The 13,826-nt window shown below is 34.5% G+C and carries 16 protein-coding genes; 3 read left to right on the forward strand and 13 right to left on the reverse strand.

Going from position 1 to position 13,826, the window contains the following annotated elements:
* Positions 1–91 precede the first annotated feature (91 nt).
* The 7 genes from bshC to NSU17_RS03485 all read right to left on the reverse strand — a co-directional run bounded on the left by bshC (position 92) and on the right by NSU17_RS03485 (position 5,586).
* A complete protein-coding gene (bshC, locus tag NSU17_RS03455; protein ID WP_340704284.1) occupies positions 92–1,705 on the reverse strand; it encodes a bacillithiol biosynthesis cysteine-adding enzyme BshC in 1,614 nt (537 codons plus the stop codon).
* Positions 1,706–1,813: 108 nt separating this feature from the next.
* A complete protein-coding gene (locus tag NSU17_RS03460; RefSeq protein ID WP_340704285.1) occupies positions 1,814–2,206 on the reverse strand; it encodes a DUF3397 family protein in 393 nt (130 codons plus the stop codon).
* The gene (locus NSU17_RS03465) at positions 2,203–3,096 is read right to left on the reverse strand and encodes a ketopantoate reductase family protein (RefSeq protein ID WP_340433033.1); all 894 of its coding nucleotides are present in this window, start codon (positions 3,094–3,096) and stop codon (positions 2,203–2,205) included. The genes NSU17_RS03460 and NSU17_RS03465 overlap by 4 nt, the downstream gene beginning before the upstream one ends.
* A gap of 233 nt (positions 3,097–3,329) precedes the next feature.
* Positions 3,330–3,728: a transcriptional regulator gene (locus tag NSU17_RS03470; protein WP_016837517.1), complete on the reverse strand. Its 399-nt coding sequence runs from the start codon at positions 3,726–3,728 to the stop codon at positions 3,330–3,332.
* A 164-nt stretch (positions 3,729–3,892) separates the two neighbouring features.
* Positions 3,893–4,663, reverse strand: coding sequence for an enoyl-CoA hydratase/isomerase family protein (locus tag NSU17_RS03475; protein ID WP_016837518.1), 771 nt, complete (start codon positions 4,661–4,663; stop codon positions 3,893–3,895).
* Positions 4,664–4,851: 188 nt separating this feature from the next.
* Positions 4,852–5,025 carry a 50S ribosomal protein L32 gene (gene rpmF / locus NSU17_RS03480; RefSeq protein ID WP_016837519.1) on the reverse strand — a complete coding sequence of 58 codons (174 nt, stop codon included), beginning with the start codon at positions 5,023–5,025 and terminating at the stop codon, positions 4,852–4,854.
* Positions 5,026–5,046: 21 nt separating this feature from the next.
* Positions 5,047–5,586, reverse strand: coding sequence for a YceD family protein (locus tag NSU17_RS03485; protein WP_340704286.1), 540 nt, complete (start codon positions 5,584–5,586; stop codon positions 5,047–5,049).
* 158 nt (positions 5,587–5,744) lie between these two features.
* On the opposite strand from NSU17_RS03485, the gene NSU17_RS03490 reads away from it, so the two are divergent.
* Positions 5,745–6,953: a nucleotidyltransferase gene (locus NSU17_RS03490; protein WP_340704287.1), complete on the forward strand. Its 1,209-nt coding sequence runs from the start codon at positions 5,745–5,747 to the stop codon at positions 6,951–6,953.
* A 9-nt stretch (positions 6,954–6,962) separates the two neighbouring features.
* Here the strand turns inward: NSU17_RS03490 and NSU17_RS03495 are convergent, their stop codons facing one another.
* Positions 6,963–8,006 carry a SepM family pheromone-processing serine protease gene (locus NSU17_RS03495; RefSeq protein WP_340704288.1) on the reverse strand — a complete coding sequence of 348 codons (1,044 nt, stop codon included), beginning with the start codon at positions 8,004–8,006 and terminating at the stop codon, positions 6,963–6,965.
* A 217-nt stretch (positions 8,007–8,223) separates the two neighbouring features.
* On the opposite strand from NSU17_RS03495, the gene NSU17_RS03500 reads away from it, so the two are divergent.
* The gene (locus tag NSU17_RS03500) at positions 8,224–9,018 is read left to right on the forward strand and encodes a hypothetical protein (RefSeq protein ID WP_340704289.1); all 795 of its coding nucleotides are present in this window, start codon (positions 8,224–8,226) and stop codon (positions 9,016–9,018) included.
* 53 nt (positions 9,019–9,071) lie between these two features.
* On the opposite strand, the gene coaD is transcribed toward NSU17_RS03500, so the two are convergent.
* The 4 genes from coaD to NSU17_RS03520 all read right to left on the reverse strand — a co-directional run bounded on the left by coaD (position 9,072) and on the right by NSU17_RS03520 (position 12,912).
* Entirely contained in the window at positions 9,072–9,557 is a 486-nt protein-coding gene (gene coaD / locus NSU17_RS03505; protein ID WP_340433024.1) for a pantetheine-phosphate adenylyltransferase, read from the reverse strand.
* Between the two features lie 13 nt (positions 9,558–9,570).
* Positions 9,571–10,122 carry a 16S rRNA (guanine(966)-N(2))-methyltransferase RsmD gene (gene rsmD / locus NSU17_RS03510; RefSeq protein WP_340433081.1) on the reverse strand — a complete coding sequence of 184 codons (552 nt, stop codon included), beginning with the start codon at positions 10,120–10,122 and terminating at the stop codon, positions 9,571–9,573.
* 16 nt (positions 10,123–10,138) lie between these two features.
* Complete coding sequence (locus NSU17_RS03515) at positions 10,139–11,512, reverse strand: RNA polymerase II (RefSeq protein WP_340704290.1); 1,374 nt, start codon at positions 11,510–11,512, stop codon at positions 10,139–10,141.
* A 125-nt stretch (positions 11,513–11,637) separates the two neighbouring features.
* The gene (locus NSU17_RS03520; protein WP_340704291.1) at positions 11,638–12,912 is read right to left on the reverse strand and encodes an ISL3 family transposase; all 1,275 of its coding nucleotides are present in this window, start codon (positions 12,910–12,912) and stop codon (positions 11,638–11,640) included.
* 209 nt (positions 12,913–13,121) lie between these two features.
* Here NSU17_RS03520 and NSU17_RS03525 point away from each other — a divergent pair, with 209 nt between their 5' ends.
* Positions 13,122–13,511 carry a DUF7147 family protein gene (locus NSU17_RS03525; RefSeq protein ID WP_096550582.1) on the forward strand — a complete coding sequence of 130 codons (390 nt, stop codon included), beginning with the start codon at positions 13,122–13,124 and terminating at the stop codon, positions 13,509–13,511.
* A gap of 4 nt (positions 13,512–13,515) precedes the next feature.
* On the opposite strand, the gene NSU17_RS03530 is transcribed toward NSU17_RS03525, so the two are convergent.
* A complete protein-coding gene (locus NSU17_RS03530) occupies positions 13,516–13,794 on the reverse strand; it encodes a YlbG family protein (protein WP_096550581.1) in 279 nt (92 codons plus the stop codon).
* Between the last annotated feature and the right edge of the window lie 32 nt (positions 13,795–13,826).

Below are 13,826 nucleotides of genomic sequence, written 5' to 3' on the forward strand. Positions count from 1 at the left end.
AATTGTACTCCGTAAACAGAGCTGTGTATAAGAAAAAAGAATTAAAAAAGCTATCTCCTACGAGATAGCTCTAAAAAAAATAGAAAAAACGCTATAATTTTATCAAATAATGATAATTCCCAATTTTCATTGGTAATTGTAATAAGTGTGTAATAAGACTAAAGCCATAAAGATTTAAATATTGATATGGGTTAAATACACGTTCTTGGAAATTGTTGTTTGGATACAACTCACTTACAATTGTATTCAACCGGCGAATCGTGTGATGATGTTTTAGTAAGACTTCTTGTTCGATTTTTTGACTTAAATAATCAAGTTGCATATTGTGGTAATTCTTATTTCTTTCTAATATCCTTTCCAAATGGAGCTGTTTCGCATTCAATAGTTGTAATAACTCATCATATTGCTCGTCTAACATCTTTCTGATTCGCTGAATTTTTTCCTCTGCTTCAACCTCTTGAATATCCTGAATAAATTGTTTCATTATTTTTTGCACTTCACCAGCCACAACATCTTCAAAAGTTAGTTGATATTCAAAAAGCAGTTGTTCTACACGACGAGTAATAAAAGTAATATTTAACCTTGGGGCTAAAATCGGCATTTGTAAGTCTAATACTTCAAATGCATCTTTTAAAGCCGCCCAATAATGAAGTTCTCCAGGACCAGCCACAAAAGCCAATACTGGCAAACACATTTCTTGCATTAAAGGTCTCGTTACCACATTATTACTTAGTTGTTCTGGTGATTGTTCAGCAATTTGTAAAAGTTCTTCAAGGGTAAATTTTACGTTTGCAGCCGAATTAACAAATAAGCCATTCTTTCTTTCGAGTAAAAATCGTTCTCCATTTCGCACATAAAAGAGGTTCGCATTTTCCTCCGTTGCAACAATCGGAGTACCATACCCTCTCTTTTCTAATAATCGTTCCTTTTCAATTACTGCTAAACTAATCTCCTCATTTTTTTCGATGATTCGCTGGAAAAAAGTGGTTTGATATTGTCGAAATGGTAGAAACGCCGAATCGATCATTAGCAGTCCTTCATCTTTAAATAAATCATTCATTAAACGAGCGAAGAAATCAGTAAATGTTTCACTGTCATTCATATGTCGCAGTACCGAATGATAGAGATCATGCGTGTATTCCGTTTCACCATAATCTTTAAAAATTTCATCAATATAATCTTTCATTAACGAATGATCAAACCGAGTTTCGGAAGCAATTGTCTTTTTGCGAGGAGCTACGTCAAAAATTTTCTTTTTTGGCAATCCATCGACAATCGTATAAGTATGATTAATTTCTAAAATATCGTGGTCTTCACCCGCAATCCAAAAAATCGGTACGACATCAATACCTAGTTTTTCACTTTGTTCTTTCGATAGCAAAATAACACTAATTGCTTTATTAACAGAATAAAGCGGACCCGTCAACAATCCCGCTTGTTGACCACCAACAACTGCCAACGCACCTTTTTCTAATTTTTTTAGATTCTCCATTGATTTTTCTGAAATGCCAAAAGGCTCCATATACTGATAAATAACGTTACATAAACTTTTTCGATTATACGCTTGTTCTCTCAAATAATGAGCTCGTACTCGAAATGATTCATCTTTATATGGATATTGATAAAATGAGAGCAAATGTTCACTTTCCGCCCAATAATCAGATAACAATTGATTGTTAACTGGTGATAATTTTTCCAGTTTCATATTACTACTCCTCTACTTAACTCAATACGTTCATTTCATTGAAAGTAAATATTTATTCCTGTTATATTGTAATCTTTGAAACATTGTCTGAAAAGAAAATGGCTCAATCTATGTAATAAAAAATATAATACTTTGAATAATGCCTACAATCCAAACAATTGTATAGATGAAAATTAAATATAAAAATTGCATGCGCCATATTCTTCTCAATAAAGGAAATACTTTAATTTCTTTTTTCCTTTTCCATTCTTTATAAGTCATCAACATCGCAATCAATATGGAAATTACAACGGCTACAATACTTATTGTAGAGTTCCATAGGGTTGCAATGGAGAGGGTGACGGAGAAAAATAAAAAAAAGGTCGTGATATCTGCTGCTAAACTAAAACTACTGTCCGCCTGTTTTTTCAAGTATTTCCGAAATAAAAAAAATGAAATAATGAAGGCAGTCATTGGCAATAAAATTAGGGTGCCAAAAATGTATGTTAAAACTAATTTCACGTTTTTTCACCCTCTAGTGACAACACTAAATGATATAACGTTTTTAAAGTCGGTAAGCTTTTACCTTTTAATTCTGCTTTTTTTATGATTGCTCCGACAATCGATTCCACTTCTGTTTTCTTATTCATTAATCGATCTTGTAACATCGAAGAAGTGTTAGAAGCTGTTTTTTCGCACAACGAAACAACATCTTCAAATGAGACAATCATTCTTTGTTCAGGGAAAGCATTCATTAATTCTTCATATAAATCTTTTAACAATTTTTTTGCATGAATATTGTTGATTAATTCGCCGTTTTTTACTTGCAACACAGCTGTCAAGGGGTTGATAAAACAATTATATAACGCCTTCTCAAAAAGCATTTTTTCAGCATCATCGACAAATTGTAAAGGAAACAATTCGCTTTCTATCCCGCGTAACAATTGAAAAACCTCGTCATTTCCCCTTTCAACTGCTAATTTTAACACACCAATTCCATTATGAATAACTGTATAATCATTTGCCTTTTGTGCACCGAATTGACATGAGCCAAATCCAATAGTCTGTTGAGGAAGTTTCAGCGCTTCTTCAAAATGAGCTAAACCGTTTTGTACAAATAAAATTGGTATGTCCTGTGGCAGCTTCTGAAGTTGCAGGAAAACTTCTTGCAGATGTGTATATTTTACTGCCACAATTACTAAAGATGCTGTCGCAATTTCATTATATGTAGTCGTAACATTCACATATTTCTTCGTAATAGTTCCATCCAAATTATTTCTATAAAGACCATGTTTTCGTATTGCTTCTTCTTGTTTTAGCCTTCGAACTATTAACGTTACTTCATATTTTTCAGCTAAAAACGAGGACATCAACATTCCGACAGAACCTGCACCAATAATAACTATATTCATACGCGCTTCCCTCTTTATAACTTATTTATTCCATTAAATTGATGTTAATTGTTTTGCTGGTTTGTACATCCTTATTTTTTCAAGAACGAAAACGACAAAAAGGTGTGACCGAAAGAGTGTCACACCCTTTTTTTCATATTATACTGGAAATATTTGAAGTTTTCGATATTTAACTGCAGCTTCCTTTACCTTGATTGATGGATGATGGTGATAAAAAAGAGGAATAATGGCGATTATTGCTGCTGTTTTTGCTGTTGTTGTTCGATGAATATTGCACCTTGTTGAAGCCATTTTAGCACTCTATCATGCTCAGTTTGAAGCTCTCGATATTTTAGTTCTAATTCATTGTATGCTTCTGTCAATTCATCAAAACTATTAAGAGCAAGCTTTAAGTGGCTTCGCATTAATTGCTTTGGTCGTTTTCTAACACTATTTAACATTTGACCATATTGTTGCCTTAATGTTTTATTCCAGCGGAAACCGCAAGCCTGCTTTGTTCGATTCAGCACTTGCGCAGCCTCAGCAAACGCTTCTAATTGAGTTCTTCCATTTTGTACAGCTGTGATGACAATCTCTGCTAATTTTTCGTCATCTTCAGCTGTCCATTGATCTTTCCTTCTTTTCCCTTCCATACTTATCACCTCTCATTTTTTTACTACTATATGCAAAAAGAGAGTAAATAGAATTAAAGAACATAGAAAAAAATAGGTTGCGACATATAAAAATTTTGTCGCGACCTATTTTCAAATGGATATAACCGATTATTCAGTAGTATTGATGAAGACAATATTTTGTATTATTTATGATTGCTTGATTTTGATAAGAAGCGTTCAACTGCTTTTTCATGATCTTCACTTTCCCAAAGTTTTGCACAAAGTTTGATTTCTTCCATAACACGTCCATACATATTTCGCTCTCTCCATTTGCGAAGTTCAATCTCTTTATATGCATGATGGACAGAAGGATGAATTTTTTTCATATCTTCAATAAACGCTTCCAATGCTTCTTCTTTTGGACCGTCAAATATTCTCATAGCCCAACCAATTTCATATAATTGCTGAGCAGTGTATGGCTTCGCATCAATCAGCATTTTTAATGCACGGTCATGACGCAATCCACGTTCAAATAAATACGTACCGCCACCCCATCCGGTCGTAATTGCCAACGTTCCTTGAATAAATCCGCATTTTGCATGACTTGCCACCAAACGAAAATCACATGCTGTAGCGATTTCACAACCACCCCCAACGGCTGTCCCGTTAATTAAGGCAATGGTTGGAACATGCAATGTAGCAAGTTCATATAATATATTTCCCATTTTGCTTAACATACCAAACGCTTCTTCAGCCGTTTTTAAACTATGAAATTCCGTCAAATCTCCACCAGAACAAAACGCTTTATCCCCCGCACCAGTAACAACTAAAAATCGCACATCTCTGTTCTCTTTAATATGTTTAATTACTTGTTTTAGGCCATTCATTACTTCGTCATTTACTGCATTTCTCTTTTCTTCTCTATCAATAGTAAAAGTTAGAATACCGTCCTTTTGTTCAATTTGGTAAGACAATGAATACATCCCCTTTTTGATATTATTTCAACATAATACGATATGTTTTCATAGTAATAAAGGTTTTAAATTTTGACAACAATTGGTTTTTACCTATTTCATGAACATAATGCAAAAAAAAGACTATTAGAGAGCCATGGTCACTCTAATAGTCTTTCGTAAGCAGCGTATAACGAATCTACGCCTTATTATTTACTTACCACTTCTTTACCTTTGTAATGTCCGCAAGATTTGCATACATGGTGAGATAAAGTTGGTTCACCACAATTTGGACAATTCACCATACCAGGTACTGATAATTTGTAATGTGTACGGCGTTTTCTTTTTGCAGTTTTAGAAGTTCTTCTAAATGGTACAGCCATGATTGGCACCTCCTTGCAGATTTATTCATCTGTTTTTGATTGATCAAAAAACTTAGCTAATCCAGCAAGTCTTGGATCCACTTTTGGTTCGTCATTTACTTTTTGACTAACGTCTTTTTCTGTTGAATAACTCCAGTCTTTTCCACCTCTAATAGTACCTTCAGTACCTTCTTTAAATACTTGCATCGGCACTTCAAGAAGAATGATTTCTTCTAAGACTGGCTTCAAATCGATGACTTCTCCATCTATGTAATGGATATCTTCATCTTCTTCATTTCCCCGAAGTTCTGGATCAACCCAGCTAAAGACTTCTACCGTCTCAACTTCAATAGGAAATTCAACATCCTCCCAAGTACGAGCACAAGGGAGTATTAAGGTCGCTGTCAAAGTAAACTGACAAGTCATTTGTGAACTTCCGATTGTACAGTGACCTTTTACATGAACGGGTGAAATATCGCGAATTTCTTGATTTCGCTTTTTCACTTCATCCAATTGCACAACTGTATCGATCGGCATTCCTTTATGGCGATACTTCGAAAGTTGATGAATTGACCATTTCATTCACGAATCACCCCGAGACAACAATGTTGATTATATAATGAGGTAATATAGATGTCAAGATATTTTCTTGTCACTTTACAAAAACGCTTCTATAATTCAGTATTAACTAAAGAGATAATTTTAGAAGAAAGATTGTATGATTTGAAAGGGGCATTTTTATGAAAGCAGTTGGAATAGTCGTTGAGTATAATCCATTTCATAACGGACATTACTATCATGTTACCCAATCTAAAAAGATTACAAACGCCGATGTAGTCGTCGCTGTTATGAGTGGCCCCTTTTTACAAAGAGGTGAACCTTCTCTTGTCTCTAAATGGCATCGAGCAAAAATGGCTTTACAAAGCGGTGTCGATATCGTTGTTGAATTACCATATGTTTATAGCACAGCTAATGCACCTGTATTTGCTGAAGGTGCGATATTTCTCCTTGACGCATTACAATGCGATGCTTTTTCATTTGGGAGCGAAGAAGGAAAACTCGAACCTTTCATTAACACTGCTAATCTAATTGAAGAACATAATGAAGAATATAATGCGCTCATCAAGAAGTACGTATCAACAGGAACCAGTTATCCACAAAGCTTATATTACGCTTATGAACAATTAAAACAAAAGAAAAATGAAAATTACATCGACTTGTCCAAACCAAATAACATTCTTGGTTATCACTATATTGCCGCTGCAAAAAAATTCAATTTATCAATTCAACCAATGACAATTCAACGATTGCATGCAGGCTATCACGATGCAATCAATGAAACATCGACAATCGCCAGTGCAACTGGTATTCGTAAAGAAATATTTCAAAAGAGAAATGTTGAAGCGATACGTAATTTCGTACCAAATTCAACTTACGTCCATCTTGTTGAATGGAAGCAACAATTTTCAAAATTTGTTGACTGGGATGCTTTTTGGCCACTATTAAAATATGCCATCATGCGTTATCATCCAGAAAACTTGAGAGCCTTTGCAGATGTTTCGGAAGGAATTGAATATGCTCTCATCAAACATGTAAAACATAGTGAAAACTTTTCACAATTTATGTCAGACATAAAATCAAAGCGGTATACTTGGACGAGATTGCAAAGAATGCTGACGCACATTTTTACTGGCATAACGAAAGATGAATTGCATCAATTCAAGCATCCAACCTACATTCGTTTACTCGGAATGACAAAAAATGGACAAGCTTATTTATCAGAAAGAAAAAAGAATTTAGAGTTGCCGATTATTAGCCGAGTAGCACAAGCAAAAGATCAAATGCTTCAAATCGACATTAGAGCATCTGAAATGTATGCTTTAGGCGTTGAATTATTTTCACAAAAGAAAATTGACGGAGATTATAAAACTCCGCCAATACGATTATAGAATTACGATTTATCTTTTTTCAGGAAGACTTGCTAAATAATTTAATGCATCGTCAATCGTTTTTACCGGCACGATTTTCATGTCGGTATTTAATTTTTTTGCGATATTGACAGCAGCTTCATAATTGGAAAGAATGGCTGGATTATTCTTCTTGACTTCTTCAGGTATTTCATCATCAGGAGCGAAGAAAATTTCCATGCCATCTTCATGAGCTGCAACAACTTTCTTTTCAATGCCTCCGATACGACCGACTGTGCCGTCTTCATGGATTTCTCCGGTTCCTGCAACTAAATATCCCTTTGTAATATCTTCTTCTAACAGTTGATTCAGAATTTCTAAAGTGAACATTAACCCTGCAGAAGGTCCTCCAATATCTTCTGCATTCACTTTTACCATCGGTTCAGTTTTAATCGTTTTATTTTCGGAATAAGTAATCCCTAAACCAACCTTCCCATCACTTGCTGGGATTTCCTTTAATGTAATAGTGCGATCCAGCAATTTATCATTGCGGTGAATCACTAATTGGACGACATCATTTTCTTTTTTCGTTTCTAAAATATGAACTAAATCTTCCGCTTTTTTTATAATATTCCCATCAATTTCTTGGATTTTATCTCCAGGCTCTAATTGCCCATCACTGGCACCACCAGCTAATACATTTAAAACAGTGATGCCCTGATAATCAACTGTATACGGTAAACCAGCCTTATTATAAGCGACGTAAATAGCATTAAATTGTGAATCCTTCATTAGCTTTAATTGACGAACGTTATATTCCCGTTCATCCTCTTCTTTATGGTGAACTTCCTCTTTTTTCAAAATATCTTCATACTCTTTAAACTTTGCGATGAGATATGTCAAGGGTGTCGCTGGTCCCATTGCAACCGTCATAAGACTGATTGTTCCTTCATCGTCCAAATCCCCATTTTCCACAGTAACAAATTCGCTAACATCATAGGAGCTTCCAGGTTTCATAATATAGTAGTCCAGCTTGTAAAAAGATAAAAAAAATAAAAACAACATCGTAACGATTATCGTAATAAAATGTTTCAAAAGTTAAAGCACCTCCTATGTTAGCTCGAAAAAGACTAAAAAAATTAAATCGTGCATATATTAGTTTAGCATTTGGTTCATCGAAAAAACAAAAGTTGAAAAGAGTTGATGGCTTATTCCACTACTATATCTTTTCGTATGTATAACACTCATTTGTTTACTATTACTTTTTCCAGGAATCGCTCATAAAGGAGCAGACCTTGGACTTCAACTATTCATGGAAGCTTTATTCCCATATTTACTTCCGTATTTGATTTTAACACAATGGTTTATTCGCTTAACACCTGAAAAGGAAAATTCCTTATCTAGATTCAAATTATATTTTAAAACATATGGCATCAGTGCTCTCGGTGGTTTCCCGACCGGTGCCGCAACCATTGCCTATTTAAAAAGAACAAATCAAATTTCAAATAGTGAAGCAAACGGCTTATTAAGTATTTGTCATGGTCCAAGCCCTTTATTCGTATTAGGATTTGTTGGACATGACTTACTACATGATACCCGCTTCAGCTGGCAATATTTAATTTTATATCATACAGTTTCTCTATTCCTTTTGCTGTTATATTATTTTTACCATCGTTCCAATCCTCGGCAAGAAATCAAATTAGACAACCTTAGAAGAAATGAAAATCCATTCATTTCTAGCATCAAAGACAGTATTCCTACTGTTCTTGTCGTCGGTTCAACAATCATTTTTTTTACAACCATTTATACCGTCGTCATGTTTACAATTCAGACAATTTTGCCAAATATACATAAAAATCTACTACTATTAACAGCAGCATCTTTAGAAATGACGAACGGACTTAAAATTGCACATAAGTTTTTTGCCGATGAATCAATTATACTTCCTTTGCTAATGGCTACTTTCTTATCAATCCAAAGTTTAAGCATTCATATGCAAGTAGCAGTCATCGCAAAAAGTGAAAACATTTCGCTCAAACCCTACATTCTATTAAGAGTTCTCATCACGATTATTATTCCGTTGCTATATTTTATATTATTTTTATAACTTTATAAAAAGAGAAAACTCGGCAGATGCATTTTATCTTGCCGAGTTTTCGATTATTGATGAAATTTCTTCTTTAATGCTTCTTCTACTTCACAAGGTACTAATCCTTTTACACTTCCACCATAGCGAGCAACTTCCTTCACAATACTAGAACTTAAGAAGGAATATTGATTTTTAGTCATGATGAAAAATGTTTCAATCGATTCATCTAAAAAACGATTCATCGATGTTATTTGCATCTCATATTCGAAGTCTGATACTGCTCTTAAACCTCGAACAATAGCGATGGCGTTTCGAGACTTCGCATAATCCACAAGCAATCCAGAAGAACTTTCAACGCGAATATTTGGAATATCCTTCGTTACCTTTTCAATCAACTCAAGTCTTTCTTCAATAGTAAACAACGGATTTTTTGAAGAATTTTTCAATGCAGCAACATATACAAAATCAAATACATCTGCTGCCCGTTTAATAATGTCTAAATGTCCATTCGTAATCGGGTCAAAACTTCCCGGTACTACTGCAATTTTTTGCGACAATTTCTCCCTCTCCCTAGTTCATTCGATAAATTGAAATAATGGTATTTCCATAAGTTTCATCTCGGATGCATGAATATCGTCCGTAAGCATCTGGCAATTGTACTTCAGACGAATGTTCACAAACGATTATTGCATCGTCAGCAAGCTTTCCACCTTCTACAAGAAGTGAAATGTAATCATAATATTCTAGCTTTTTATATGGCGGATCAACAAATAAATAATCTATTTGAATATCCCTTTTTAGCAGTGCCTTTACAGCACGACTTGCATCTGTACAATACACTTCAGAAACCTCTTCGTAACGGCACTTTTTTATATTTTCTTTCAATATTTGAACAGCTCGGCGATCTTTCTCAATAAAAATAGCTCGTTCCGCCCCTCTACTTAATGCTTCAATCCCTAGACCGCCACTGCCAGCAAATAAATCTAATGCTATTCCACCTTCGAAAAAAGGCCCGATGATATTAAAAAGTGCTTCTTTCACTTTATCCGTTGTAGGTCTCGTAGTCGTTCCTGCAATCGCTCTTAGCGGTATCCCTTTCCTTTCACCGGCTACAACTCGCATTTTCATCACCAAGCTTTCACGATTGTTGTTCAGAGTCAATGGTTTTTATGGAAATCGAATCTTTCTTTTTATCCATTTCAACGAAAAATAGCTTTTGCACCCAAGACTCTTCAATGTAATACTTACCTGCTATCACTTTTATTGGTTGTGACACGGTATTGTAGCGTCTTTGGTTATAAACATAAAATTTATGATTGAAAGGAAAACGATATTGCCTAATATCACTATTTACATAATAACCTTTTTCTCCAACTCGTGTTTCATAACCGAGATGATGTAATAAAGAGTCAGCAGAATATAATACTTGACCATCTTTAAAAATTACTTCAACGTCATCTACTAAATGTGCATTTACATAAACCTCTCGGAGATCATTGAATAGTAGCGGATATACTCCATCAGTCGAGACGTTTGACTGGAAATATTGTGTATGGTTTGCGAACACTTCGCTTAATTGTTCATCTAATAGCGCTGCATCGATTTTTTTCCCTTCTAAACCATGTAACTTTTGTTTCCAAAGTTCAAGTTGTTCTGCTGTCAATCGACTTTTTAAAGTCATTGTTATTTCTTTTGCTTTTTCTCCGCCAATCTCAGTATCGGATAAAAAAGAAGCTACAACCTCAGTTACCCATGCAGGTACATTTTCAAACTGAAATTTCGTACGTAATTGAGATAATATAACTTCTTCCTTTAAGGCCTCTATTGACAAACTATTAGAAAACAAAATACGTTCACCTTGTTCACCCGAAAGATTTGACCCATGAACAATCGCGACGTGTTCATCATTTAAGAAATTCACTTTATTTAGCTGTTCTACTAATTCGTTTCCGATTTTATTTGTCGAATATATAGAAATCAAATCATGTTCCCTTTGCAATTGTAAATGATCAGCATAATAAAGTTCTTTCACTGGACCTGTGCCGCTAAACATCGAATAATGCACAAGGGATAATGATTGCTGACCAACTAAAGGTAAACCTGTAACCCATGTTCCAGCAATTGATTGTTCAGTTGTAATATGTACTGTTGAATAGGATACAATACCATTTTCTAACGTCACAAAAATATCTTTCATTAATTGGTTAGGTTTTAATCCTCCATCAAGGGGTATTATGTATGAAATCGACTGAGTTGTCATATCACTTTCTTGGAATTTAGAAAAATCCTCACTTAACCGTTTGCAGCTATTTTCTGATTCAATAAAACAATCGGGGTTTACAGCCTGTTCTGGCCAGTTGATAGAAATCGTTTGATTTGGTAAATTTCTAAAGTGATGACGAATATCTAAACTTTGACCTCTGTATACAATATCAATTTCTTGCGTGTAAGTAAAATCGTCTATTTTGCTCTCTCGATGATCGGAATAAACTTGGTACTGAAAAAAAAGCACGCCGCTAATCAGCAAAACGAGCAGACTAAAAAAAGGTTCTTTGTCAAATGGTGTTGGTGAATAAATTTTAGTGACATTATTTGGTAATATGTAATCGGATGGCTTAGGGGAAATTCGAGGTTCCCCTAAGCTGTTTTTATTTTCGCTAAGTTTTGGGTAATGAATATTCGGTTTCTAAAGTGATAGAAGGATCGATAACCGAAAGAAATGCGTTTAATCACTTTGATTTTGTTATTAATCCCTTCTAAAATGCCGTTATTATAATCGTACTTTAGCGTATTCTCGACGTAATTGATGTATTTGTTGATTGTCTTGATGGCGGTTTTCATATAGCTGGAAACGATATTTTGTTTATTCTCTAATGTTTTCTTTAGGAGCTCAAAGTCTTTGATTTTTATGCAATGTTGCACGTATTGATATAACTCATAGGACGCTTTTAATTCAGAATCTAAATCAATGAGATAGTGGAGAATCTCCACCTCACACATATGCTTTTTAAAGCAACGATGATATGTATAGTTCTTATAATCAAGTTTTGTTTGATCTTTCAGAAGGAGCTTCCAGTATTTTTTCAATTTATTGTAATTCTTTTTATCCCGATTCATGACGTTGATGCGCGTTTTGTTTAAAGCTCTGCTAAATAGTTGGAGGATATGGAATTTGTCGAGTATGATTTCCGCTTTAGGGAAAACTTCTTGGATTAAGGAAATATAAGGGCTGTACATATCGATGACAATCGTTTTTACCGCATCTCTCGCCTTCTTGGAATACCGTAAGAAATACTCTTTGAGGACATGTAATCTCCGGTCCTCCACGATATCCACAATCTCCCCCGTTTCAGAGTCGCAGAAAATAAAGGACATCGCTCCAGCTGCGGATTTCACTGATTTAAACTCATCAAAACACAAATGCTTTGGAAGGTAGTGAACATTTGGTTGATAGTAGCTATAAAAGCTGTCAATGACACGACTGACAGTGGCATGAGAAACATTATGTTTCATCGCAATATCTTTTTCGGATATTTTATCTTTGGCGTTTAAAGCAATTGATACTTTGGTATTGTTGGAAATACAACAGTTTTTAGCCACGACGCTCGTTTTTAAAGTAAACGTGGAATGACAATGTTTACAGAAATAACGCTGTTTACGCAATTTTAAGTAGGTATGAAAACCTGAAATGCTAGGCATTTTAATGAGAGACGTTTTAAAACCGTGTTTAATGATTTGAACATCAAAGACATGTCCACAAGCATAACAAGCTTTTGGTTGGTAAGTTAATTGGCCATAAAAGACTTTTGATTGGACCCCTTTAATGAGTTCTTCTGCACAAAAATTTTCATCAAATGTGATATTTTTGTCTTTTATATTGAGTAGGTTTCGTATAGAATGATGGTGAGACATGTGACACAACTCCTTTGGAAAATGTGTTTTGGCGATTACATTTTACCAGAGTTTTGTCACTGTCTCATTTTTTTTGTTCAAAAAAATTGGTGCTGGTTTATACTCACCAACACCAAATATTATAGAGCCTAAAAAAACTGACGATATATTTCATATGCAAACCACCTCGAACATGCTACTATTATGTACATAGAAAGGATGATAACGATATGACGCAACAGTTTGTTGAACTCGGACAAGGCTACGGAGATATTTACGAGCTTTGTGAATTAATTCGCACAAATGAAAAAAGATTCCATAATGCCTTTTTGTTTATTTCTTATAAAGGTAATCAAGCATATGCCTCTCCTGCAGTAGCCTTTCAACCAGTTGGTGATAGCAACTTTATGCCAATATACATATGTAGAGAAGGGATACCATACACTCCAGAAAAACCTTCTAAACGGCTACAATTATTTGAAGAGTCATTAAAGGCAATTGGCAAAGAAGCCGTTCAAATGGATATTAAACATTCCTGCTATTATTCCGAAACGATTTTATTCTACCAACATTTGATTGGTGTATTAAGAATGAACCGTTTAATTCCGCAACTATCTTAATAATTCAAAGTCCTATTTTATAATCGTATTCTTGGTCCTGATCTTTCTTAGACTTTGAATTTTCAAATTCATTTTTAACAAACGGTAAGTACGATTCAACAACGTCTTTCACAAAAGGAAGGCGTTGTATTTTATTTTTTATATAAGAAATTTCATCTCGATTACAATAGAGCACCACGTATTTTAGTTTTCTTGAAATGTATTGGACATTTCCAAACTTCCTCAAGCTTTTAGCATGTTTCAGTTGATAAACATACACGATTAGCCCTTGACGTTCTTGCATTTTTATTACCCCTTTTCTTCATTTAAAGGATA

Origin of the sequence: Ureibacillus sp. FSL K6-2830, from assembly GCF_038004145.1 — a bacterium.
In the GTDB taxonomy this organism is placed as follows: domain Bacteria; phylum Bacillota; class Bacilli; order Bacillales_A; family Planococcaceae; genus Ureibacillus; species Ureibacillus thermosphaericus.

Bases quoted from the DNA above. Each gene is read 5' to 3' on its own strand.
- bshC (WP_340704284.1), bottom strand. From the start codon at position 1,705: ATGAAACTGGAAAAATTATCACCAGTTAACAATCAATTGTTATCTGAT.
- NSU17_RS03465 (WP_340433033.1), bottom strand. From the start codon at position 3,096: ATGAATATAGTTATTATTGGTGCAGGTTCTGTCGGAATGTTGATGTCC.
- NSU17_RS03470 (WP_016837517.1), bottom strand. From the start codon at position 3,728: ATGGAAGGGAAAAGAAGGAAAGATCAATGGACAGCTGAAGATGACGAA.
- rpmF (WP_016837519.1), bottom strand. From the start codon at position 5,025: ATGGCTGTACCATTTAGAAGAACTTCTAAAACTGCAAAAAGAAAACGC.
- NSU17_RS03485 (WP_340704286.1), bottom strand. From the start codon at position 5,586: ATGAAATGGTCAATTCATCAACTTTCGAAGTATCGCCATAAAGGAATG.
- NSU17_RS03490 (WP_340704287.1), top strand. From the start codon at position 5,745: ATGAAAGCAGTTGGAATAGTCGTTGAGTATAATCCATTTCATAACGGA.
- NSU17_RS03500 (WP_340704289.1), top strand. From the start codon at position 8,224: ATGGAAGCTTTATTCCCATATTTACTTCCGTATTTGATTTTAACACAA.
- rsmD (WP_340433081.1), bottom strand. From the start codon at position 10,122: ATGCGAGTTGTAGCCGGTGAAAGGAAAGGGATACCGCTAAGAGCGATT.
- NSU17_RS03520 (WP_340704291.1), bottom strand. From the start codon at position 12,912: ATGTCTCACCATCATTCTATACGAAACCTACTCAATATAAAAGACAAA.
- NSU17_RS03525 (WP_096550582.1), top strand. From the start codon at position 13,122: ATGACGCAACAGTTTGTTGAACTCGGACAAGGCTACGGAGATATTTAC.
- NSU17_RS03530 (WP_096550581.1), bottom strand. From the start codon at position 13,794: ATGCAAGAACGTCAAGGGCTAATCGTGTATGTTTATCAACTGAAACAT.